At 60.6% G+C, this 22,481-nt stretch carries 21 protein-coding genes; 17 read left to right on the top strand and 4 right to left on the bottom strand.

Features of this window, described 5'->3' with window-relative positions; all coding sequences use genetic code 11:
- Positions 1 to 59 precede the first annotated feature (59 nt).
- The gene (guaB, locus tag ASC96_RS31335) at positions 60 to 1,556 is read left to right on the top strand and encodes an IMP dehydrogenase (RefSeq protein WP_060506988.1); all 1,497 of its coding nucleotides are present in this window, start codon (positions 60 to 62) and stop codon (positions 1,554 to 1,556) included.
- A 62-nt stretch (positions 1,557 to 1,618) separates the two neighbouring features.
- On the opposite strand, the gene ASC96_RS31330 is transcribed toward guaB, so the two are convergent.
- The gene (locus ASC96_RS31330; RefSeq protein ID WP_060506986.1) at positions 1,619 to 2,881 is read right to left on the bottom strand and encodes a low temperature requirement protein A; all 1,263 of its coding nucleotides are present in this window, start codon (positions 2,879 to 2,881) and stop codon (positions 1,619 to 1,621) included.
- A 154-nt stretch (positions 2,882 to 3,035) separates the two neighbouring features.
- Between ASC96_RS31330 and ASC96_RS31325 the strand changes: the two genes are divergently transcribed.
- The 5 genes from ASC96_RS31325 (at position 3,036) to ASC96_RS31305 (ending at position 7,418) form a co-directional block, all read left to right on the top strand.
- Positions 3,036 to 3,455: an MAPEG family protein gene (locus tag ASC96_RS31325; RefSeq protein WP_060506984.1), complete on the top strand. Its 420-nt coding sequence runs from the start codon at positions 3,036 to 3,038 to the stop codon at positions 3,453 to 3,455.
- Positions 3,456 to 3,687: 232 nt separating this feature from the next.
- On the top strand, positions 3,688 to 4,815 hold the full coding sequence (locus ASC96_RS31320) for a patatin-like phospholipase family protein (protein WP_060506982.1): 1,128 nt from the start codon (positions 3,688 to 3,690) through the stop codon (positions 4,813 to 4,815).
- The gene (locus ASC96_RS31315; protein ID WP_060506980.1) at positions 4,812 to 5,552 is read left to right on the top strand and encodes an acetoacetate decarboxylase; all 741 of its coding nucleotides are present in this window, start codon (positions 4,812 to 4,814) and stop codon (positions 5,550 to 5,552) included. Before ASC96_RS31320 ends, ASC96_RS31315 begins: the two co-directional genes overlap by 4 nt.
- Positions 5,553 to 5,564: 12 nt before the next feature.
- Positions 5,565 to 6,347, top strand: coding sequence for a 3-hydroxybutyrate dehydrogenase (locus ASC96_RS31310; RefSeq protein ID WP_060506978.1), 783 nt, complete (start codon positions 5,565 to 5,567; stop codon positions 6,345 to 6,347).
- Positions 6,348 to 6,542: 195 nt separating this feature from the next.
- Positions 6,543 to 7,418 carry a dienelactone hydrolase family protein gene (locus tag ASC96_RS31305; RefSeq protein ID WP_060506976.1) on the top strand — a complete coding sequence of 292 codons (876 nt, stop codon included), beginning with the start codon at positions 6,543 to 6,545 and terminating at the stop codon, positions 7,416 to 7,418.
- A 26-nt stretch (positions 7,419 to 7,444) separates the two neighbouring features.
- Here the strand turns inward: ASC96_RS31305 and ASC96_RS31300 are convergent, their stop codons facing one another.
- Positions 7,445 to 8,344, bottom strand: a complete 900-nt coding sequence (locus tag ASC96_RS31300) for a hydrogen peroxide-inducible genes activator (RefSeq protein ID WP_060506974.1) — start codon at positions 8,342 to 8,344, stop codon at positions 7,445 to 7,447.
- Between the two features lie 109 nt (positions 8,345 to 8,453).
- On the opposite strand from ASC96_RS31300, the gene katG reads away from it, so the two are divergent.
- The gene (gene katG, locus ASC96_RS31295; protein ID WP_060507049.1) at positions 8,454 to 10,661 is read left to right on the top strand and encodes a catalase/peroxidase HPI; all 2,208 of its coding nucleotides are present in this window, start codon (positions 8,454 to 8,456) and stop codon (positions 10,659 to 10,661) included.
- Positions 10,662 to 10,800: 139 nt separating this feature from the next.
- On the opposite strand, the gene ASC96_RS31290 is transcribed toward katG, so the two are convergent.
- Positions 10,801 to 11,016: an STAS domain-containing protein gene (locus ASC96_RS31290; RefSeq protein WP_280140026.1), complete on the bottom strand. Its 216-nt coding sequence runs from the start codon at positions 11,014 to 11,016 to the stop codon at positions 10,801 to 10,803.
- A gap of 255 nt (positions 11,017 to 11,271) precedes the next feature.
- Here ASC96_RS31290 and ASC96_RS31285 point away from each other — a divergent pair, with 255 nt between their 5' ends.
- Together ASC96_RS31285 and ASC96_RS31280 are read left to right on the top strand one after the other, a co-directional pair.
- Positions 11,272 to 11,631, top strand: a complete 360-nt coding sequence (locus ASC96_RS31285) for a CidA/LrgA family protein (protein WP_060507048.1) — start codon at positions 11,272 to 11,274, stop codon at positions 11,629 to 11,631.
- Positions 11,632 to 11,635: 4 nt separating this feature from the next.
- On the top strand, positions 11,636 to 12,352 hold the full coding sequence (locus tag ASC96_RS31280) for an LrgB family protein (RefSeq protein WP_060506970.1): 717 nt from the start codon (positions 11,636 to 11,638) through the stop codon (positions 12,350 to 12,352).
- Here the strand turns inward: ASC96_RS31280 and ASC96_RS33135 are convergent.
- On the bottom strand, positions 12,347 to 12,715 hold the full coding sequence (locus ASC96_RS33135; RefSeq protein WP_156397743.1) for a hypothetical protein: 369 nt from the start codon (positions 12,713 to 12,715) through the stop codon (positions 12,347 to 12,349). The two genes, ASC96_RS31280 and ASC96_RS33135, sit on opposite strands and share 6 nt — an antisense overlap.
- Here ASC96_RS33135 and ASC96_RS31275 point away from each other — a divergent pair.
- From ASC96_RS31275 to ASC96_RS31240, 8 genes are all read left to right on the top strand, one after another.
- Positions 12,689 to 13,702 carry a LacI family DNA-binding transcriptional regulator gene (locus tag ASC96_RS31275; RefSeq protein ID WP_060506968.1) on the top strand — a complete coding sequence of 338 codons (1,014 nt, stop codon included), beginning with the start codon at positions 12,689 to 12,691 and terminating at the stop codon, positions 13,700 to 13,702. The two genes, ASC96_RS33135 and ASC96_RS31275, sit on opposite strands and share 27 nt — an antisense overlap.
- A 343-nt stretch (positions 13,703 to 14,045) precedes the next feature.
- The gene (locus ASC96_RS31270; RefSeq protein WP_060506966.1) at positions 14,046 to 15,548 is read left to right on the top strand and encodes an ABC transporter substrate-binding protein; all 1,503 of its coding nucleotides are present in this window, start codon (positions 14,046 to 14,048) and stop codon (positions 15,546 to 15,548) included.
- A gap of 96 nt (positions 15,549 to 15,644) precedes the next feature.
- Positions 15,645 to 16,598: an ABC transporter permease gene (locus ASC96_RS31265; protein ID WP_060506964.1), complete on the top strand. Its 954-nt coding sequence runs from the start codon at positions 15,645 to 15,647 to the stop codon at positions 16,596 to 16,598.
- The gene (locus tag ASC96_RS31260) at positions 16,595 to 17,458 is read left to right on the top strand and encodes an ABC transporter permease (protein WP_082512339.1); all 864 of its coding nucleotides are present in this window, start codon (positions 16,595 to 16,597) and stop codon (positions 17,456 to 17,458) included. Before ASC96_RS31265 ends, ASC96_RS31260 begins: the two co-directional genes overlap by 4 nt.
- Positions 17,455 to 18,264 carry an ABC transporter ATP-binding protein gene (locus ASC96_RS31255; protein ID WP_060506962.1) on the top strand — a complete coding sequence of 270 codons (810 nt, stop codon included), beginning with the start codon at positions 17,455 to 17,457 and terminating at the stop codon, positions 18,262 to 18,264. The genes ASC96_RS31260 and ASC96_RS31255 overlap by 4 nt, the downstream gene beginning before the upstream one ends.
- Positions 18,261 to 19,013 (top strand): ATP-binding cassette domain-containing protein, encoded by a 753-nt coding sequence (locus tag ASC96_RS31250; protein ID WP_060506961.1) that lies wholly within the window; start codon positions 18,261 to 18,263, stop codon positions 19,011 to 19,013. Before ASC96_RS31255 ends, ASC96_RS31250 begins: the two co-directional genes overlap by 4 nt.
- A 929-nt stretch (positions 19,014 to 19,942) precedes the next feature.
- The gene (locus tag ASC96_RS31245; protein ID WP_060506959.1) at positions 19,943 to 21,964 is read left to right on the top strand and encodes a beta-N-acetylhexosaminidase; all 2,022 of its coding nucleotides are present in this window, start codon (positions 19,943 to 19,945) and stop codon (positions 21,962 to 21,964) included.
- A gap of 14 nt (positions 21,965 to 21,978) precedes the next feature.
- A complete protein-coding gene (locus ASC96_RS31240; protein ID WP_060506957.1) occupies positions 21,979 to 22,476 on the top strand; it encodes a GNAT family N-acetyltransferase in 498 nt (165 codons plus the stop codon).
- Positions 22,477 to 22,481 lie beyond the last annotated feature (5 nt).

The raw sequence follows: 22,481 nt of genomic DNA, 5'->3' as shown, positions 1-22,481 counted from the left end.
TTCGCCGCACTGTTGACCAACTGTGCGGGGAGAACACCTTTTACTGAAGGGATTTGGCCATGGCACGCATCATCGAAACGGCGACCGGTTTGGAGGCTTTGACCTTCGACGACGTTCTTCTGCAACCCGGACATTCCGAAGTCATGCCGGGGCAGACGAATATCGCCACCCGCATCGCCCAGGACATCGACCTCAACCTGCCGATCCTGTCGTCCGCGATGGATACGGTCACCGAGGGCCGCCTGGCCATCGCAATGGCGCAGGCGGGTGGTATCGGCGTCATCCACCGCAACCTCACCCCGATCGAGCAGGCCGAGCAGGTCCGTCAGGTCAAGAAGTTTGAAAGCGGCATGGTCGTCAACCCGGTCACCATCGGCCCGGATGCCACGCTGGCAGATGCCCTGGCGCTGATGAAGATGTACTCGATCTCCGGCATCCCGGTCGTCGAAAACGCAACCGGTAAGGTTCCAGGCCGCCTCGTGGGTATTCTGACAAACCGCGATGTGCGTTTTGCATCCGATCCGGCCCAGAAGATCTATGAACTGATGACCCGCGACAACCTGATCACGGTCACGGAAAATGTCGAGCAGCAGGAAGCAAAGCGTCTCCTCCACGCCCACCGCATCGAAAAGCTGCTGGTCATCGATGGTGACGGCCGTTGTGTCGGTCTTATCACCGTCAAGGATATCGAAAAGTCGCAGCTTCACCCGAACGCATCGAAAGACGCGCAGGGCCGCCTGCGGGCCGCCGCCGCCATCAGCGTTGGCGATGACGGTATCGAACGGGCCGAGCGTTTGATCGATGCCGGCATCGACCTGATCGTCGTCGATACGGCCCACGGCCATTCGCAGCGCGTTCTCGATGCCGTGACCAAGGTCAAGACCATGTCGAACTCGGTTCGCGTCATGGCAGGTAACGTTGCCACGGCTGATGGTACCAAGGCGCTGATTGATGCCGGTGCGGATTCAGTCAAGGTCGGTATCGGCCCGGGTTCGATCTGCACCACCCGTATCGTCGCCGGTGTCGGCGTGCCGCAGCTCGCAGCCATCATGTCGGCGGTCGAGGCCGCCCAGGCTGCCAATATCCCGGTTATCGCTGATGGCGGCATCAAGTTCTCGGGCGATCTCGCCAAGGCGATCGCAGCCGGTGCGTCGGCCTGCATGATCGGCTCGCTGCTGGCCGGTACGGATGAAAGCCCGGGCGAAGTGTTCCTCTACCAGGGCCGTTCGTTCAAGGCCTATCGTGGCATGGGTTCTGTCGGCGCCATGGCGCGCGGCTCGGCTGACCGTTACTTCCAGGCGGAAGTGCGCGACACGCTGAAGCTGGTACCGGAAGGCATCGAAGGCCAGGTTCCGTACAAGGGGCCGGTTTCCGGCGTTCTGCACCAGTTGGCCGGCGGTCTGAAGGCCTCGATGGGCTATGTGGGCGGCAAGACGATCAAGGATTTCCAGGAACGGGCCACGTTCGTGCGGATCTCCGGTGCGGGCCTGCGCGAAAGCCATGCCCATGACGTGACCATAACTCGCGAGAGCCCGAACTATCCGGGCTCGATGTAAGCATCGGCTGCAAACCTGAACCATGAAAAAGCGGCGGAGTTGTCTTCGCCGCTTTTTCTTTGTCAGGCTTCCAACGCACGTTGAAGCGCGGCGTTACCGTAACGATGGCCCTTGATCTCGTATCCGACCACGGGAACGAGCGGCGCGAACACCAGGATGATGAGGCAGGTGGTCATGTTGATGCCCGCGGCCGCACACAGGATGGAAAGCACCACCACTGCGGTCATGCCGATCATCAGCCCGAGATAGAAGGTCTCCATCTTGCGCAGCAGATAAACGTAGTGTGCGAAGACCAGGGTCACATAGGCAAACACCGGCACCGCGACGGTGAGAACGGCGGCAACCTCGCCGATATGTGCTTTGTGCTCGATATAATAGGCGGCCACATGCAGGCCCGCGCCGGTCGCTGCAATGGAGGCGAAGATCAGTATGTGGCCATAGCCCCAAGGGAAAGCGCGGTTGCGGAAGCGATGCAGGATCTGGCCGGACGGCAACAGAAAATACAGCCACCACATGCCGAAGGTCAGTCCGGTCCCGGCAACACAGATGAGGATGGCGTCGAGGCTCCATCCCTGCTCACCGACGATGGCCGAAATCGACGCCACCGTTCCAACGACACCTTCCCCAAGCGTGATAATGGCCAGTAGCCCGTAACGCTCGGCAATATGGTGCGCATGCCAGGGCGTACCGCCGCCGCGGCGTTCAGCGAGAATGGGACCAAGCATTTCGATCAGAGTCAGTGTGACGACGCAGAGAAAGGTCGGCAGCAGCGGCATGTCGATGAGGATCACCGCGATCCAGCCGATCTGGGCAATGGCGATGGCGGTCACATAGGACAGGCAGGCGGAACGCCGGTCCGCCGTTTGCCGCGCCGCGCGCAGCCACTGGAAGATCATCGCCACCCGCATGACGATATAGCCCAGCACCATGACGCCGTTATCGACATGGGCGCCGTTGTCGATGGACTCGAACATTTGCGGCAGGCCGAGCGCCAGGATCAGCACACCGGCCATCTGTACCATCGTCGTCAACCGGTAGATCCAGTCGTCCGTGTCGAAGGCGGAGGCGAACCAGGAGAAATTCACCCAGGCCCAGCAGATGGCGAACATGGCAAAGCCAAAACCCATCAGGCCGGCGGCATAATGGCCTTCCGCCAGCAGATGCGCCAACTGCGATCCGGCAACGCCGAACGCGATGACGAAGGTCAGGTCGAACAGCAGTTCGAGTGGCGTTGCCACCCGGTGGTGTTCATGCGGGTCACGCCCGCGCATCGCAGCGGCATGATGGGTGGGCAGCGGGACGGCGGCGGCATGTGGATCGGACATACGGTTCTTTCTCTCTGAGGCTGCTTCGTTGAACATCGTTCATTGGTAAAACAGCTGTCAAGCATGGAGCGCTGCATGGGCGCGGCGGCGGGCGGTTCTGGATTTTTCGCACGTCCGCTATAGATCAGGGGCAATTCGAATCGACGGAGTGACCATGCCCATCTCGACTGCAATCTTCTGGCCGGTCATTGCGCAGGTCGCCCTCATCCACCTTATCTATTTCCTGATGTTGAAACGCCGCTCCGGTGCCATGCGGGCAGGAACAGCCAAGGCCTCGGATTTCTGGGTTCCTGCCATCGAACCGGAGCCGAGCGCGACGGTGGCGCGCAGCCTGATCAACCAGTTCGAGTTGCCGATGCTGTTCTTTCTGGTCTGCACACTGTTATACGTAACGGCGGGCGTCAATCACGTCGTGGTGGCCGTTGCCTGGCTCTTCGTGCTCAGCCGCTATGCGCATGCCTGGGTGCATGTCACCTCCAACCGGCTGCGGATACGGCAACGCCTGTTCGTCTCTGGCTTTGTTCTCAATTTCAGTCTGTGGTTGCTTTTCGCCATCCATCTGCTCGGGATCTGATGGTTGCCGCTGTCACATTGTCTTGCATTGCGCAGTGCACAAGACCGGACTATCATCCGGTTTCCACGTGCGGGAACAAATGCCGCTCCATATCCAACCTATTGACTTAACTGATTATACGCCGTCAAAATTGCCTTTCCACGTTACCGAAACTTAATCTGTGAATGCGGAACCGGACAACCCTCCAGTTGTTGTCTGTTCGCAGGTGCAGTCGTCCGAAGGAAAGCATTCAGTGAGCATACCCACAGAGAAGACCGTTCTGGTGTTTCAGGGCGGCGGTGCTCTCGGCGCCTATCAGGCCGGCGCCTATGAGGCGCTGCATGAAGCCGGTGCCCGGCCCGATTGGCTGGCCGGCATCTCCATCGGCTCGATCAATTCCGCAATCATCGCAGGCAGTCCCGTTGACCGGCGCGTCGATAATCTGAGGACATTCTGGCACCGGGTTTCGTCGGGATTGCCGGGCCATTTCCTCGGCAATGGCGATGCGATGCGCAAATGGTTCAACGAATCCTCCGCGTTTCTGGGGTCACTCACCGGCGTTCCCGGCTTCTTCACGCCGCGCGCCTTTGCACCGTGGAAAATCCCCGGCGATCCGATGGCGGCCATCAGTCTTTACGACACCGCGCCGCTCGAAGAGACGCTTTCCGGTCTGGTGGATTTCGACCTGATCAATTCCGGCGCGATCCGGCTCAGCCTCGGCGCCGTCGATGTGATGAGCGGCAATTTCAATTACTTTGACAATCACCACTGCGCCTTCTCAGCCAAGCATGTCGCCGCCTCCGGCGCCTTGCCGCCGGGGTTTGCACCGGTCGAGATCGATGGCCGCTTCTATTGGGATGGCGGCATCGTTTCCAACACGCCGCTGCAGCGGGTGCTTTCAGGCCAGGAACTGGAAACCGATCTCTGCATCTTCCAGGTCGATCTATTCAGCGCAAAGGGGCCGCTGCCGCGGGATCTTTTCGATGTCGAAGCGCGTGAAAAGGAAATCCGCTTTTCCAGCCGCACGCGGTTGAACACCGACCAGTTCCGCAAGCTTCAGTCGGTACGCATGGCCGCCAAGCGGTTGATGGAAAAGCTGCCACCGGAATTGAAGGATGATCCTGATGCAAGGCTCCTTGAAAAGATCGGCAACGATTGCGCCGTCACCATGGTGCACCTGATCTACCGGCATGCGGCCTATGAAACCGGTTCCAAGGATTATGAGTTTTCGCGCCTCTCGGTGGAAGAGCACTGGAAGGCAGGACATGACGATGTGATCGAGACGCTCAATCATCCCGATTGGCTGAACCGCACGCGTCCGACCAACGGAATCCGGGTTTTCGATCTTGCCGAGCAACGCCTGCGTGGGAAAAAGCCATGAAAATCGAAGATGTCGTTCGCAATGCCTTTGCCATGCCGCTGACGAGCCCGTCCTATCCGCCGGGGCCGTACCGGTTCGTCAACCGCGAATACATGATCATCACCTATCGCACTGACCCCGAAGCCTTGCGCCGGGTGGTGCCAGAGCCGCTGCAATTCGATGAGCCGCTGGTGAAATACGAGTTCATCCGCATGCCGGATTCCACCGGCTTTGGCGATTATACCGAGTCCGGCCAGGTCATTCCGGTGACCTATCAGGGCGTTCACGGCGGTTATGTGCACTCGATGTATCTGAACGATGACGCGCCGATTGCCGGCGGCCGCGAGATCTGGGGCTTTCCAAAGAAGCTGGCCGAACCGTCGCTGACCCCGGTCAAGGATGCGCTGGTCGGTACGCTCGACTATGGCGGCCAGCGGGTGGCAACCGCGACGATGGGCTTCAAGCACCGCACGCTCGACACGGCGAAAATCCTCGAAAGCCTGAAACAGCCGAATTTCATGCTGAAGATCATTCCGCACGTGGACTGCACGCCGCGCATCTGCGAGCTGGTCCGCTATTATCTCGAAGACCTGACGGTGAAAGGTGCCTGGGAAGGGCCGGGGGCTCTGGCGCTGTTTCCGCATGCGCTGGCGCCGGTTGCCGACCTGCCGGTGCTGGAGGTCAAATCCGCCGTCCATATTCTCTCCGACCTGACGCTGGGCCTCGGCGAAGTGGTCCATGATTATCTTGCAAAATAGGGAGTTAAAACCATGAAACTCAAGGACAAGGTCTGCATCGTCACCGGCTCCGCCAGCGGTATCGGTCTGGCGATCGCCAAAAAGTATGTTTCGGAAGGCGCCAAGGTCGTCATCGCCGACCTGAAGCTCGAAGCGGCGGAAGCAACGGCCAAGGACCTGACGGCGGTGGGACCGGGCGAGGCCATGGGCCTTGCCATGGACGTTACCAGCGAAGACGCTGTCAACTCGGGCGTTGCTGTGGTCGTTGCCAAATGGGGCAGGGTCGATGTGCTCGTCTCCAATGCGGGCATCCAGATCGTCAACAAGATCGAGGATTACGCTTTCTCCGACTGGAAGAAGATGCTCGCCATCCATCTCGATGGCGCGTTTCTGACGACGAAGGCCTGTGTGCCGCATATGAAGGCACAAAAGGGCGGGGCGATCATCTATATGGGCTCGGTGCACTCGCATGAGGCCTCGCCGCTGAAATCGGCCTATGTCACGGCCAAGCACGGACTGTTGGGCCTCGCCCGCGTGGTTGCCAGGGAAGGCGGCCCGGACGGCGTTCGCGCCAACGTCATCTGCCCCGGTTTCGTTCGCACGCCGCTGGTCGACAAGCAAATTCCGGAACAGGCCAAGGAACTTGGTATTTCCGAGGATGAAGTAATCAAGAAGGTCATGCTCGGCGGCACGGTGGACGCCCAGTTCACCACTGTCGAGGATGTTGCCGAGGTGGCGCTGCTGTTTGCCGGTTTCGAGACCAATGCGCTCACCGGCCAGTCACTCGTCGTCAGCCACGGCTGGTACATGCAATAAGCAAAACCGATCCGGCCGTGCTTTCATGGCCGGATCACTTTTGCGTCAAGTCAACGGTGTTGCCGTTGTCTAATGCCGCCACTGCCGCAATTCTATGATCCTGACCGGTGATGCTCTTGCTGCCTCTACCGGGTACCATTCACAGCGCGCCTGGATGTCCTTTGGACCGAACGGCGCCGGTTTCAGGAGGAACGCATGGAAAAGCCGCAGATCACCCAGGCGATGATCAACGCCTATGACGAGTACACCCATCTGAGCCTGGACCGGCGCGCGTTCATGCGCACCTTGACGGCGCTAAGCGGATCGGCCGCGGCCGCCGCCGCTATCGCGCCGCTGCTGGCGGCCAACAGCGCGCAGGCGGAAATCATTCCCGAGGACGATGCGCGCGTGAAAACCGAGGATGTTACCTATTCCGGCGCCGGTGGTGATATGAAGGGCTATCTGGTGCGCCCGGCCGATGCGGCCGGAAAGCTGCCCGCCGTCATCGTTATCCATGAAAACCGCGGCCTCAATCCGCATATCAAGGATGTCGCCCGCCGTATGGCGCTGGAAGGTTTTGTGGCGCTTGCCCCGGATTTCCTGTCGCCCGCAGGCGGCACCCCGGCTGATGAGGACAAGGCCCGCGAAATGATCGGGGCGCTGGATGGCAAGCAGACGGTCGATAATGCGGTTGCAACCGTCACCTATCTGGAAGGCAACGACCTCACCACCGGCAAGGCCGGGGCGATCGGCTTCTGCTGGGGTGGCGGCATGGTCAACAAGCTGGCCGTCGCGTCGCCCGATCTCAAGGCCGGTGTCGCCTATTATGGCGCCCAGCCGCCAGCCGAAGACGTGCCGAAGATCAAGGCTGCGCTGCTGCTGCAATATGCCGGTCTGGACGACCGTATCAACGCCGGTATCGATGCCTATAAGAAGGCGCTGACCGACAATGGCAAGGATTTCACCATCCAGATCTACGAGGGCGTCAACCACGCCTTCAACAACGATACATCGGCTGCGCGCTACGACAAGAAAGCCGCCGATCTGGCCTGGAGCCGGACGGTGGAATTCTTGAAGGCCAAGGTGGTTTGAGGAATGTTTTGAGGCTGGGGTAGAACCTACCCCAGCAACGCCTTGCCAGCTTCCGTGACGAGGGCGGCCAGCGCCTGCTGATCGCTGTCGCGGCCACTGCGGTTGCGCCAGATGAGGCCGATCTGGCGCGACGGTTGCGGTTCGGCGAAGGGGACGATCCGCATGCGGTTGCGGGTTCGCTCGTCCTTGACAGCGATTTCGGGGATCAGCGTGATCCCCATGCCGTGGCTCACCATTTGCAGCAGCGTGGCCATCGAGGTAGCGCCATAATTCGCAACGCTGCGGCCCGCGGTCGAACCACAGACGGCAAGCGCCTGGTCGCGCAGGCAATGACCCTCTTCCAGAAGCAGCAGCCGGTCCATATCGACTTGGGCCTCCGAAATCGGTGAGACCAGCACGGTGCTTTCGTCATCGGCGCTGGCGATCAGGAAGCGGTCTTCGAACAAGGGACAGGATTGCAGGCTGTCCTCGCCATGCGGCAGCGCGACGATGGCGCAATCAAGTTTACCGTGCTTGACGTCGTCAACGCACCCGGTCGTTAACAGTTCGCGCAGTTCCACATCCAGTTTCGGGTAGCGCTGCCGCAGCATGGGAATGAGTTTGGGGACCAGATACGGCGCAACGGTTGGGATGATGCCGAGCCGCAAGCGGCCTTCCAGCACGCCCGTTGACTGCCGGGCGCGGTCATGCAGGGCGTCGACAGACAGGAGAATGGCCCGGATATCCGGAAGCAAAGCTTCGCCCTGCCGGGTCAAAAGCGCGCCGCTGCGGTTGCGCTCGATCAGTTTGACCTCGAGATGATTTTCCATCTCCATGATCTGTGCCGATAACGCCGGCTGGCTGACATTGACCATTTCAGCCGCCCGGCCAAAGTGCCGCGTGGTCGCCAGAGCATCGAAATAGCGCATTTGCCGGATCGTAATCATGATAGGTTTATCCTATCGATAATTCCATTAAATACAATTGGAAATTATGAATCGTATGGGGGATGTTGCGGCGGAACTAACGAAATTGCATTTGAAACAGGAGGCAGAAATGGACGCCAAAGTCGAGAAAACGGGCAAGTGTCCGGTCATGCACGGGTCGCTCACCAGCAACTCGGGCGAAGGGACTTCGAACCGTGAATGGTGGCCGAACCAGCTTAACCTCAAGATTCTTCACCAGAATTCCGCACTCTCCGATCCGATGGGCGTGGGCTTTGATTATGCCGAAGCCTTCAAGACGCTCGATCTTGCGGCGGTGAAGCAGGACATCTTTGCCCTGATGACGGATTCCAAGGATTGGTGGCCGGCCGACTTCGGTCATTATGGCCCGTTCTTCATCCGCATGGCCTGGCATAGCGCCGGCACTTACCGCACCGGCGATGGCCGTGGCGGTGCATCCTCGGGCACCCAGCGTTTTGCGCCGCTCAACAGCTGGCCGGATAACGTCAATCTCGACAAGGCCCGCCGCCTTCTCTGGCCGATCAAGCAGAAGTATGGCAATGCGCTCTCCTGGGCCGACCTTCTGGTCCTCGCCGGCAACTGCGCGCTCGAATCCATGGGCTTCAAGACCTTCGGCTTCGCCGGTGGCCGCGCCGATGTCTGGGAGCCGGAAGAAGACATCTACTGGGGTGCGGAACGCACCTGGCTCGACGACAAGCGCTATAGCGGCGACCGCGATCTGGAAAACCCGCTCGCAGCCGTGCAGATGGGGCTGATCTACGTCAACCCGGAAGGCCCGAACGGCAATCCGGACCCGCTGGCGTCCGCCCGCGACATCCGCGAAACGTTTGCCCGCATGGCCATGAATGATGAGGAAACCGTCGCCTTGATCGCCGGTGGCCACACCTTCGGCAAGACCCATGGTGCCGGTGATGCCGCCCATGTCGGTCCCGAGCCTGAAGGTGCCGATATCGAGCAGCAAGGTCTCGGCTGGGCCAGCAGCTACGGCAGCGGCAAGGGTGGCGACACGATCTCCAGCGGCCTCGAAGTCACCTGGACCTCGACGCCGACGCGCTGGAGCAACAACTTCTTCTGGAACCTGTTCGGCTATGAATGGGAACTGACGAAGAGCCCGGCCGGCGCCCATCAGTGGACGCCGAAGCATGGCATGGGCGCCAATTCGGTTCCGGATGCCCATGACCCATCGAAGCGCCATGCCCCGGCCATGCTGACCAGCGACATCGCGCTGCGCACCGATCCGGCCTACGAGAAGATCTCGCGCCGTTTCTACGAGAACCCGGAGCAGTTTGCCGATGCCTTTGCCCGCGCCTGGTTCAAGTTGACCCACCGCGACATGGGACCGAAAGCTCGCTATCTCGGCCCGGAAGTGCCAAGCGAAGACCTGATCTGGCAGGACCCGATCCCGGCTGCCGGTCATCCGCTGGTCGATGCGGCCGATATTGCCGGCCTCAAGGAAAAGATTCTGGCGTCCGGCCTGTCGGTGTCGCAGCTGGTTTCGACCGCCTGGGCCTCAGCCTCGACCTTCCGTGGTTCCGACAAGCGCGGTGGTGCCAATGGCGCCCGTATCCGTCTCGCACCACAGAAGGATTGGGAAGCCAACCAGCCTGAGCAGTTGGCAACGGTGCTTGCTACGCTCGAAGGCGTCCAGCGGGCCTTCAACGATGCCCATCAAGGCGGCAAGCAGGTGTCGCTTGCCGATCTAATCGTGCTCGGCGGGGCCGCAGCCGTTGAAAAGGCGGCAAAGAGTGCCGGTCAGGATGTTTCGGTTGCCTTCGTGCCCGGCCGCACCGATGCAACGCAGGAACAGACCGATATCGAATCCTTCTCGGTGCTTGAGCCGGTTTCGGATGGTTTCCGCAACTATCAGAAGGCCAGCTTCACTGTATCTGCCGAAGAACTCCTGATCGACAGGGCACAGCTCCTGACCCTGACGGCTCCGGAAATGACGGTGCTGGTCGGCGGCCTTCGGGCACTGAACGCCAACCACGGCCAGTCCCAGAATGGCGTCTTTACCACGCGCCCTGAAACCTTGACCAACGACTTCTTCGTCAACCTGCTCGACATGGGTACGGTCTGGAAGGCGGCAACGCCGGAGAAGGAGGTCTTTGAGGGGCGCGACCGGGCAACCGGTGAGGTGAAATGGACTGCCACCCGCTCCGATCTGGTCTTCGGCTCGAACTCGCAGCTGCGTGCATTGGCCGAAGTCTATGGTCAGAACGATGCACAGGGCAAGTTCGTCCGTGACTTCGTTGCTGCCTGGAACAAGGTGATGAATGCAGACCGGTTCGACCTGGTCTGATCCCGTTCATTGATACCGGTTGCTACTGTGTGAGCAGCCGGTTTCATCATGATCTACAAGGCCGGGCTCTCAAGAGGAGGCCCGGTTTTGCTGTCATGGTATCCCAACATCGTTCGTGCGATGCGTTCACCAGTGCAGTTTACGGAAGGTCTTCGTTCAGACTGGCCTCGGCTTCTTCGATGGTATCCACGATGACGAAAAGTGCCGTGAAGCCACTGATGTCGAACACTTCCTGAACGGTGGGTTGCAGGCCCGCGAGTACACGCTTCTTTTTGACGGCGCGGCTCGTCTTGGCGGTTTTGAGCATGACGAGCAATCCCGCCGAACTGACATAGTCGAGACGGGCCATGTCTATGACGAGGAAACCCTAGGGTATCGCGACGCGGCCTGCGCGTCGGCCGGATCTGAAAACGCCGTATTGCATCCGGGTATGCCAACTGGCCGTAGAGTGGTCCGAGGCAGATGGAGAAAGGTGCAGCTCGGGGCCAGCGCGCGCCAACCCGCGCATGGCGGGGAGTATGGTCTCACCGGGATACACAAGCGCGGTAGACTGCAGCGCCAGTCATCCCTTACCGTCAGTCCGTCAAACGCGGCTCGAACGGAATTTCGGATGATCAAGGGAATTGCACTTTTATTGTTGTTTCAGTTGTTGGGGGAAAGCCTCGTCTTCACCTCCGGGATTCCTCTCCCCGGCCCAGTCGTGGGCTTGGTCTTTCTCTTTGTCGCGATGCAGCTCTGCAAGGCGTTTGGGCTTTCCCTCTTTGCGGAAACCGAAGCGGCCGCCGACGGCTTCCTGGCCAATCTTGGCCTGTTGTTCGTGCCCGCCGGGGTTGGAATCATTGCCCTTTCGGGTGAGTTGCAGAGCCAGGCGAGCGCCATACTTTTGGTGCTCGTGGCTTCCGCGGTCCTTACGCTCGCCATAACGGTATGGACATTCATCATTGTTCGGCGACTTGTTGGAGGGAAATAGCCCCATGAAGCATCCGATGGAACTGTGGGTTTATCTTTCAACCTCCCCGCTTCTTTGGCTGACCCTGACCTTGCTTGTGTGGATCGTTGCGACCACCATCTCGGTTCGCCTGAAACGCCATCCGCTGGCCAATCCCGTTCTGATCTCCATCGTGCTGCTTGCATGCACGCTGTGGATGTTCAATGTGCCGTACGAGAGGTTTTTCGCTGGAGCGCAATTTATTCATTTCCTGCTCGGGCCTGCCACGGTGGCGATTGCCATACCCTTGTTCCGGCAATGGCAGAAGGTGAGGCAGGCACTTGTTCCGATGGGTGCAGCACTCGTCGTCGGCTCGTTTTCTGCGGTCCTATCGATCATCGTGATGGGGAAATGGGCAGGTCTTTCACAAGACGTGCTCATATCGTTCCTGCCGAAATCGGCTACTGCCGGCGTGGCCATGTCAATATCGGCGTCATTGGGTGGGAACCCTTCGCTGACGGCAGTTTTGGTGATCCTGACAGGCATCGTCGGTGCAGTTGTGGTCACGCCCTTCATGAATGCGATGCGGATCAAGGATTATGAAGCCCGCGGTTTCGCCGTCGGGCTGACCTCTCACGGAATCGGAACGGCCCGCGCCTTCGACGTTGATGAAACTGCGGGGCTTTTTGCCGGGATGGCGATGGCTTTGAACGCCATCGCGACCTCGGTGGTCGTGCCGCTTCTTGCCAGGCTGATGCTATGAAACACGGCCGCGCCGGATGTTGTTTCCGGCGCGCGCTGCAGACAGCCTCAACCGAGGCTCAAACCGCCATTTCCCGCCGTTTTTCGCCGCTGACGATGGCAAGATCAAGGACCTTTTGAAGGCCGCTGCATGGCGGAAATCGGGGTCTCCGGAAATCCCCGACGCAACGGCATCCGCAAACCGCTGGTAGTCGGTTGGCACCACGCCGGCAGCGACATCTTTCCAGATACCCTTGTCGACATCTGCCTGATCGACTCTCAGATGGATTGCTGGATGTGGGGTAGCAAGATATAGCTGATACGAGCATTCCAAACCGGAAGACTGCCGTCGAATCCCATGAAACTCAAAGACTTTGCCAAGCATCTTGATCTGTCTCCAACCACGGTAAGCCGGGCCTTGAGCGGCTATCCGGAGGTTCGCGAAAGTACCCGCAAGCGTGTTGCCGATGAGGCGTTGCGTCTGGGCTACCGCCCCAATATCAATGCAGTGCGGCTTGTGACCGGCCGGGTCGGCGCCATCGGCATCCTGATGGGGCGAGGCCGCGAAGTTCATTTCGCCGAATTCCTCAGCGGCATGGGTGAACGCCTTGGTGGTGAGGACATCGACATTGTCGTCACTCCGATTGCCGAGCATGATGCGAGAGAGGAGATCCAACTCTACAGCCGGTTGGTGGAGAGCCGGCGCGTCGATGCCATCATCGTCAATGGCCCGCGGCCCGATGACGAGCGCATCAGTCTGCTCCATCGGCTGGGCATGCCCTTTCTCGTGCACGGGCGGTCGGAAACGGCTGTTCCCTATGCCTGGCTCGATATCGACAATGAAGGGGCAATCAAGCGTGCCACCAGTCATCTGCTCGATCTGGGACATAGGCGTATCGCCATGATCAACGGCCGTCCCGGAGTGACTTTCTCCGTGCACCGTGACAAGGGCTATCGCGACGCTTTGGTGGAGCGGGGCCTGCCGTTTGACCCGAAACTGGTTGCGCACGGTAATTTTACCGACGAGGTCGGCTTCCGGTTCGCGCGATCCTTTCTCGAGCAATCGCCACGCCCGACAGCGTTTGTTGCCGGTTCTATGATGACGGCGCTCGGGGTTTATCGTGCGGCACGTTCCCTTGATCTTGTTGTCGGCAAGGATATTTCGGTCATCGCCCATGACGATGTCTTCCCTTACCTAAATGCCGACAACATGGCCCCATCGCTCTCGACGACGCGGTCGTCGATGCGTGCTGCTGGCACGCGCTCGGCGGAACTGGTGCTACAACTCCTCTCCGGCAAGCCGCCGGCGGAGATCCACGAGTTATGGCCAGTCGAGCTTATTCTTCGTGAATCCACAGGCCTGGCCCCATAGTCTTTCCTGAATGTGGGCCGGTCGTCGCGTTTTCCATTTCTGCAGCGGACATGCGCATGGCCACTGGCCTGCACCATTGCGGTCTCTTGTGGCGGCCTCATCGTGGCCGGTGGTAGCCAGGCATGCCAGATCACGCCGGTGCCTCGCAGGGCGTTCGCAGGAAGCCGCACGAAACTCGCTGCCTTGTGCTCGCGAAAAACAATCCGTGGATTTGATGTTCGTTAAAACACAATTCCCTTTAATTTCCGCAAATTAGAGCAGATGTGAATATCTTGCGTGTGTGCGGTTCGATACAATTACCGCCAGGGCGCCGTAAAAGGGCGTCGCGAAACAGGAGAATAGAATGAGCGCTTCCACAACCCGCAACTCCGGACTGGCCGCGGGACTTGCCGTTGCTCTTGCAATGAGCGTCTTCGGCCCGGCGCTTGCCGCGGAGAGCGATCCGGACGCCACGATCAACATCGGTTCGCTTTATGAGCCGCAAAATCTCGACAATACCGCTGGCGCCGGTCAGGGCATCAACGAAGCCTTCAACGGCAATGTTTATGAAGCGTTGTTCCGGCTCACGGATGCGGGCACGGTCGAGCCGTCGCTTGCCAAGGATACAAAGGTGAGCGAAGACGGCCTCACCTATACGTTCACGCTGCAGCCCGACGTGACCTTTCATTCCGGTGCGCCGCTTACGTCAAAGGATGTGAAGTTCTCCATCGAGCGCGTCACCTCCGAAACTTCCAAAAGCTCGCGCAAGAACAGCCTGAAGACCATCGCAAGCGTCGAGACGCCGGACGATGCCACCGTTGTGGTGAAACTGGCGGCGCGCTCGGTCTCGCTGCCTTACAATCTGAGCTATGTCTGGATCGCCAACGACGAGGCCAAGGACTTTCAATCGAAGGAAGATGGCACCGGCCCCTACGCACTGCAGGAGTGGCGGCGCGGCTCGTCGCTCGCCATCGCCCGTTTCGACAAATACTGGGGTGAAAAGCCGAAGAATGCCGAGGTGGTTTTTCAATATTTCACCGAAGCGACAGCTCTCAACAACGCGCTGCTGACCGGCTCCGTCGATATCATCACCTCCGTGCAGAGCCCGGATTCGCTTGCCCAGTTCAAGGATAATCCGGAGTTTTCGGTCAGCGAGGGCAAGTCCACGACGAAGCTTCTGCTCGCCTATAACGACCGCGTTGCGCCCTTCGACAATGTGAAAGTTCGCAAGGCTCTCGCCCGCGCCGTTGACGATGGGAAGCTCTTGAAGGCCGTCTGGGGCGATTACGGCACGCTGATCGGTTCCTTCGTGCCACCGACGGATGCCTGGTATGCCGATCTGACCAAGGTCGATGCCTATGATCCGGAAAGCGCCAAGGCTCTGCTCAAGGAAGCCGGCTATCCCGATGGCTTCACCTTCACCATCGATACGCCGAACTACGATCCGCATCCGATTGCAGCACAGTTTATCCAGAGCGAGCTGGCCAAGGTCGGCGTCAAGGTCGAGATCAACGTCATTACTGCCAACGAATGGTACACAAAGGTCTACAAGGCGCATGACTTCCAGGCGACCCTGCAGGAGCATGTCAACCATCGCGATATCGTCTTCTATGGCAACCCGGATTTCTACTGGGGTTACAACAACCCGAAGGTTGCCGACCTGATCAAGCAGGCGGAATCAAGCGGAACGGAAGAGGGGCAGACTGAGAAGTTGAAGGAAGCCAACACGATCATCGCGGAGGATGCAGCCAGCAACTGGTTCTACCTCTATCCGCAAATCGTCGTGTCCAGGGCCTCGGTCAGCGGCTATCCATTGAACGGTCTCAACTCGCAGTTCTTCGCCTACGGCATCACCAAGGCCGAGTAACAACTGCCACGCCGGATACTCGACACAAGGCGCCGCCCGGCATATGAATGCGCGGGCGGCGTCCGCGCATGAGAGGTCAAGACCATACTTTCCTACATACTTCGCCGCTCCGCCATCCTGGTGCTGTCGGTCATCATTGCCGCCGTCATTCTGTTCGTGCTGCTGCGCCTCTTGCCGGGCGACCCCGCAAATGCGCTGGTCTCCGTTGGCGCCGATGCGGCGCAGATCGAGGCCGCCCGCAAACAGGTGGGTTCCGACTTGCCGCTCTACGAACAATTTCTACGTTTTGCCGGCAGTCTGGCCCGCTTCGACCTCGGCAACTCCTTCGTCAGCGGTGCGCCGGTACTCGATGAAATCGGCAAGCGCCTCATCGTGACCGTACCGTTGACCCTGATGGCCTTTGCCGTTTCCATCGCCATCGCTGTTCCTCTTGGCATCCTCTCTGTCGTGCGCCAGAATCGGTGGTACGGCGCGTTGATCTCGGTCGTTTCGCAGCTTGGAATTGCCGTGCCTGTGTTCTGGATCGGCATTCTTCTGGTCACGGTGTTTGCGGTCAATCTGCGGCTTTTTCCCTCCGGAGGCTTTCCCTCGCGCGGCTGGCAGGCGCCCGGCGCCGCCGTTCAGGCCTTGGTGCTGCCGGTTGTGACCATCGCCATCGTCATGTCGGCGTCTTTGATCCGGTATGTGCGATCGGCAACCCAGGATGTTCTGGGCAGCGACTACTTGCGCACCGCGAGGGCGCTGGGCGCGACCTTCTCCGAGGCGCTGATCCGCCACGGCATCCGCAACGGCGCCGTTCCGGTCATTTCCTTGCTTGGTATCGAGCTGGCATCCACCCTGCTTGGCGCTGTGGTGGTGGAACGGGTATTTGCCCTGCCGGGCCTTGGTTCCATGCTGCTGCTCGGCATCGAACAGCGGGACTATCCGAATGTGCAGGGCGTGCTGTTCGTTTCGACATTGCTGGTGCTGCTGGTCGGCTTTGCAGCCGACCTTATCCAGCGTTTGATCGATCCACGTCTGCGTACCCAAGTTGTAGGAGGTGGGGCATGAGCGTGCCGGAACCTCTGATTGCGACTGAAAGCGTGCCGCAAAAATCGGCCGTTCCCTGGCCGCTTGCCATCGGCGGACTTCTCGTTGGTCTGCATGTCGTGATCGCGCTCCTCTCGCTCGTTTGGACGCCTTACGGCGTGGCCGACATGGTCGGCGGCCGGCTGGAAGGTCCTTCGTTCGCGCACTGGGCAGGCACAGATCGGCTCGGCCGCGATCTTATGACCCAGATCATGGTCGGCTCACGCATCGCGCTCGTCGTCGGCTGCGGGGCGGTTGCGCTCGGCGCCTTTATCGGTGTGACGGCCGGGGTACTCTCGGCCTTTGCCACGCGCACGCTGGATGATGTGCTGGCCGCAGCCCTGGATATCCTCATCGCTTTCCCGACGCTGCTGCTCGCCATGCTGATCGTTGCCTCCGGCGACGGGGCAAGCCTGTGGACGGCGATCCTCGCCATCGGCATCGCCGGTTCGGCCATCGTGGCGCGGTTGTCGCGCATTCTTGCAAAGCGCATCCTCGCAATGGATTACATCACGGCGGCGCGCATTTCCGGTACGTCGTGGCCGGGTATCGTGCGTATCCATGTCCTGCCGAACATCTGGCCGACGCTCGTTGTCAATTTCGCGCTGCAGTTCGGATTGGCCATCATTGCCGAGGCATCGCTGTCCTATCTGGGGCTCGGTGCGCCGCCGCCGAACGCCTCCTGGGGCCGGCTGCTGCAGGAGGCGCAGGCATCCGTTTATACCGCCCCCTTCGGCGCCATCGCCCCCGGCCTTGCGCTGGTCTCACTGGTCATTGGTCTCAATCTCTTTGCCGACGGCCTGCGTGAGGTTGCGGATCCGACCCGAAGGAGAAGCCGGTGAACGCCTTACTGTCAGTCGAAAATCTGGAGATTCGTACGCCTGGACGGACGCTTGTTTCCGGCATTTCCTTTTCGATCGCCGCTGGCGAGCGGGTCGGGCTCATCGGTGAATCCGGGTCAGGCAAATCGTTGACGGCGCTGGCCATGCTGGGCCTCCTGCCGGAGCCGATGCGAGTTGCCGGCTCAATTCTGCTGGACGGTCATCAGGTGATCGGTACACGCGATCGCGATCTCGTGCCATTGCGTGGAACGGGCGTCGCCGTCGTGTTTCAGGAGCCTATGACCGCGCTCAATCCGCTGATGCGGATCGGTCACCAAGTTGGGGAAGTGGTGCGCCGCCGGGCCATGCGCGACGGAATCGCTTGCGGCAGGGAAGAGGTATCGCGGCGAGTACTGGGACTTTTGGAACGCGTTGCGCTTCCGGAGGCGGATCGTATTGCCCGCGCCTTCCCGCACGAGATTTCTGGCGGCCAGCGTCAGCGTGCGGCCATCGCCATGGCACTCGCCTGCCGGCCGAAGCTGCTGATTGCCGACGAACCCACCACCGCGCTTGATGTCACCACACAGATGGAAATTCTGAAACTGCTGGAAGGCTTAGTTCAGGACGAGGCGATGGGGCTGCTTTTCATCAGCCACGATCTGCCAGTTGTGGCGAACATCGCCACCCGCGCGCTGGTGATGCGCGGCGGCAGGCTGATCGAGGAAGGGCCGGTCGCGACACTCTTCAACCGGCCGGCACATCCCTATACCGAAAGTCTGGTCGCCGCCGCTCGTGCGTTCGATGCGGCGCTGGAGATGACGCAATGACCCTTCTCGATCTTACTGGCGTTTCCTTCGCCTATGGCGGCGGCAAGACTGTTTTGCAGGGCATAGACCTGTCCATCCGTGCAGGAAACAATCTCGGCGTTGTCGGCGAATCCGGTTCCGGCAAGACGACACTTCTGAAGCTGCTGCTTGGGCTGGAGCGTGCCTCCGCCGGCACGGTATCCTTTCGCGGCCAAAGCCTCGACACCGACAACCGCAGCTTCATGCGCGGTTTTCGCCGTAGCGTACAGGCCGTTTTCCAGGATCCATATTCATCACTAGACCCGCGCCAGCGGGTCTTCGACATCATAGCGGAGCCATTGCGCTCGCTGAAAATCGAAACCGACATTACCAATGCTGTGACTGAGGCCTTGCGGGATGTTGATCTGCCAGCAGATGCGGCCGGACGCTATCCGCATGAATTTTCCGGCGGCCAGCGCCAGCGTATCGCAATCGCGCGCGCAATCGTCGCCAAGCCTGACCTCATTATCGCCGACGAGGTGGTCAGCGCTCTCGATCTGTCTACCCGCACCCGAATCATCGACCTCATGCGCACTCTCTCGTGCCGGATGACTTTTATCGTCGTCTCGCATGATATTGCCCTGGTGGCGCTGCTTTGCGAGCAATTGGTGGTGCTGGAAAAGGGCCTGATTGTCGAAAAGGGCGCCACGCGCGACCTGCTTGCCCGTCCCGCGCATCCTTATACGCAAAAGCTGCTTGCGAGCATGCCGAGAATGCCGGTGCCTGGCTGATAGGCCGGCACCGGCCGGCCCTGGCCTGAGGTCTGAAGCTGGCTTTGAGGAAAAGCGCATCATCCTTCTTACCACTCTATTGCCCCGCCCGGTTTGTCGGGCCTCTACACGGTGTTGAGGATCACTATCCTGAATGACGCCGCGCGTGCCGGATGGCGCCAAATTCACGCCTCGCGTTGTCGATGTTGAGGCCGCCATGGCCAATAGAGCGAGACGCTAGCCCGGAACCGTGAAATTCTCGGCCTCTTTCTACGGGGCTATTTTCATGGGGCGTCAGGCCTGCTTCAGGCTTGTCACAGCTCTTGTCAGTACCTGCGTCTTCAAGGCGATTGATATTCAAGCAGGATTCACAACGGGCAGGACTTCTCCGGTTGATAACCTTGTAATTTCGGCATGAAAATTTCGCGCGGAAAACGCCAATTAGAGAAAATTCATTTCATATTAAAGTGCTAATGGAGAAAATTATATTGACTGCGAAGGAATTCTACGCATCATTTGGAAAATAAATTACGCCGCTCGGCGATGACATATAACGGGAACATACGGGTTCAGAGCATGAGGGAATACGGTTCAGCAGGGCGCGCGCCGCGACAGGCGCTAGCACGCCTCGGCTGGACGGTGTGTGCTTGGGCCCTTTTCGGAGCAGACTGACATGCCCATTCTTTTAGCCCAACTTGCCTCCAGGGCAGGTATCTCATCGTGCGCCGCCGTCGAGATCGGGGCTGTTTGGCGTTGAAATCGCTCATCCCCCTCCAAGCGGGATTCCAGTCGGTCTCCCCAGCGATCACGCATGCCGCCTTGCCGAATTTCTCCCTGGCTAAGGCGGGCAGGGGGCCGTCCAAACGCGGCCCCCTGTACCTGCGGGGCGCCGGCCTGCTCGCACCGAAGCCAGCCTGCGTGACCTGTTTGACGATCAAAGGAAAGACCTGATGACTGTGCCTTCCGAGCCCAACCTCTCCCTGCTTTTCGAAACGTTCTGGACGCCGGCTGCCGGCGAAGAGGCGCCGCTCTATACGGTGCGGCTGACCAATCTCGGCGCGACGCCGTTGGCAGATTTCGTGCTCTGCTTCAGCGGCCCGGGCCGATTGCAGGCGACGGCGGCAATTCAGAATGGGCGGCTGGTGCGGCGCTTTTCCAACCACAGCACGATAGCACCGCCGGACGGCTTCGTGCTATTGCCTGGCGCAACCTGGGAGGCGAGCAGCCGCCAGCTCTCCTATCCATTGCGCCACTGGAGCGACGGCGCGCACAATGCCTATGTGGTCACCGCCGAAGGAACGATCCTGCCGGCGCGTGTGCTGCCAACCATCTCCACGACCGTGGACAATGCACCGCGCCGTGGCACTGCCCGCGCGCCAGTCCCGTTCAATCCGCCAGAGCCGCTGTCCATCCTTCCCTGGCCGAAGGATGTCCGGGGTATCGCAGGTGGACAGGTGCCGCACGGGCTTGCCCTTGGCACTGGATCTGCAGCAGCGGTTGAGGCGGCCGACGCCTTCGCGGACATCACGGCGCGGCTTTTTCCCGGCGAAGGGTTGGTACGGGACGCGCATCAGGGCGGTTTGACAGTGCGTTTTGCCGAACGGGCAGGTGAAGCGGAGGCCTATCGCCTCGACTTTGCAGCCGATGGTGTGCGGGTCACTGCCGCCACGTCTGCGGGCTTCCTCTATGGCCTCATCACCCTCGGTCAAATTCTTCGCGGCGCGCGGCGCCAGCCGGCGACCTTCCTCTTCCCCGTGGCGGGCGCGATCGAGGATGCTCCGCGCATGGACTTTCGCGGCTGCCATCTCGACGTGGCGCGGCAGTTTTATGCGGGCGCGGAGGTCAAGCAGTTCCTTGCGGTGCTCGCCTGGAACAAGCTCAACCGCTTCCACTGGCACCTCACCGACGACGAGGCTTGGCGCATCGAGATCGCTGCCTATCCGCACCTGACGGAGAAGGCCGCCTGGCGTGGGCATGGCCTGTCTGTGCCGCCGCTCTTCGGGTCCGGGCCTTTCGCCACTGGCGGCTACTACACGCAGGCCGAAGTGCGCGAGATCGTGGCGCTTGCCGGCCGCTATGCCATTGCAGTCATCCCGGAAATCGATGTTCCCGGCCACAGCTTTGCTCTGCTGCAGGCACTGCCTGAACTGCGTGACCCCGATGAGACCGGCGAATATGCCTCCGTGCAGGGCATGCCGAACAATTGCCTCAACCCCGCCCAGCCGAAGGCGATCGCCTTCATGGAGACGGTGATGCGGGAACTCGCCGGGCTCTTTCCCGCCGGCATCCTGCATGTCGGCGCCGATGAAGTGCCTCTCGGGGCCTGGTCCGGTTCGCCGATGGCGCTCGCCATGCTCGCCAGCCTTTCCGGCGAAGACGCGGCCAGGAGCCACGCGCGGCAAAACAATATGGAGACCAACCAGGACGGCGCGGACGATATTGAGAACGCGCCGACTGCCGTGCTGCAAGCCGCCTTCCTGCGGCAGGTGCATGAAAGCGTGCGTTCGCTCGGCTGCGTGACCGGCGGCTGGCAGGAGGCGGCGCATGGCGACGTGCTCGACAAGGGATCGTCCTACCTGATCGGCTGGCGTGACGTGCCGGTGAGCGCCCGTCTTGCTGAGGCGGGCTATGACATGGTCGTATCTCCGGGGCAGGCTTATTACCTCGACATGGCCCAATCCGCCGACTGGAACGAGCCCGGCGCCGGATGGGCAGGCTCCCCGTCTGCGCGCGACACCTACGATTTCGATCCGGTCCAGGGTTGGACAGTGGAGCAGCTCACGCATTTCAAGGGCATTCAAGCCTGTATCTGGAATGAATCCATGGCCGATCGCGGCGTCTTCGACCGCCTCGTCTTCCCGCGCCTCTCGGCCATAGCGGAGACCGCCTGGACGCCGTGGGCACAGAAGGACTGGGACCGTTTCATCGTCAATGCGGCGCTGATGCCCAACCTCTATGGCCACTGGGTCTGACGGAGAGCGAAGCGATGCCCGATCTTCTTGTCAACCTCCATTCCCAAAAGTTCAAGGCGCTTGCCGGGTTGCCACCAGTCGCGGGCGTCGCGATCCGCGCGGCGCTGGCGCCGGAAATGGCGCTCGTCGTCGATTGGGTACGCGAGAACTTTTCCGACAACTGGGCAAGCGAGGTGACTGTCGCCTTTTCGCGTCGGCCGGCCGCGTGTCTCATTGCGGTGTCGGAAGGACAACTCATCGGCTTTGCCTGCCATGACATTGTGGCGCGTGGCTTTTTCGGCCCAACGGGCGTGCATCCGGATGCACGCGGCAGGGGTGTCGGCGTGGCTCTGCTGGCCGCCGCGTTATCGGCGCTGAAGGCGAATGGTTATGCCTATGCGGTGATCGGCGATGCCGGGCCGGTGGATTTTTATGCACGTACGGTCGGTGCAACACCGATCCCTGCGGAGGACAAGGGTGTCTACGAAGGCATGTTGCGCCGACCGAAATCTGACAGAACGAGAGAGGAGTGAGTGAA

Origin of the sequence: Rhizobium sp. Root1204 (genome assembly GCF_001424965.1) — a bacterium.
GTDB lineage: Bacteria > Pseudomonadota > Alphaproteobacteria > Rhizobiales > Rhizobiaceae > Pararhizobium.
This window is presented reverse-complemented; position numbering and strand designations above follow the sequence as displayed.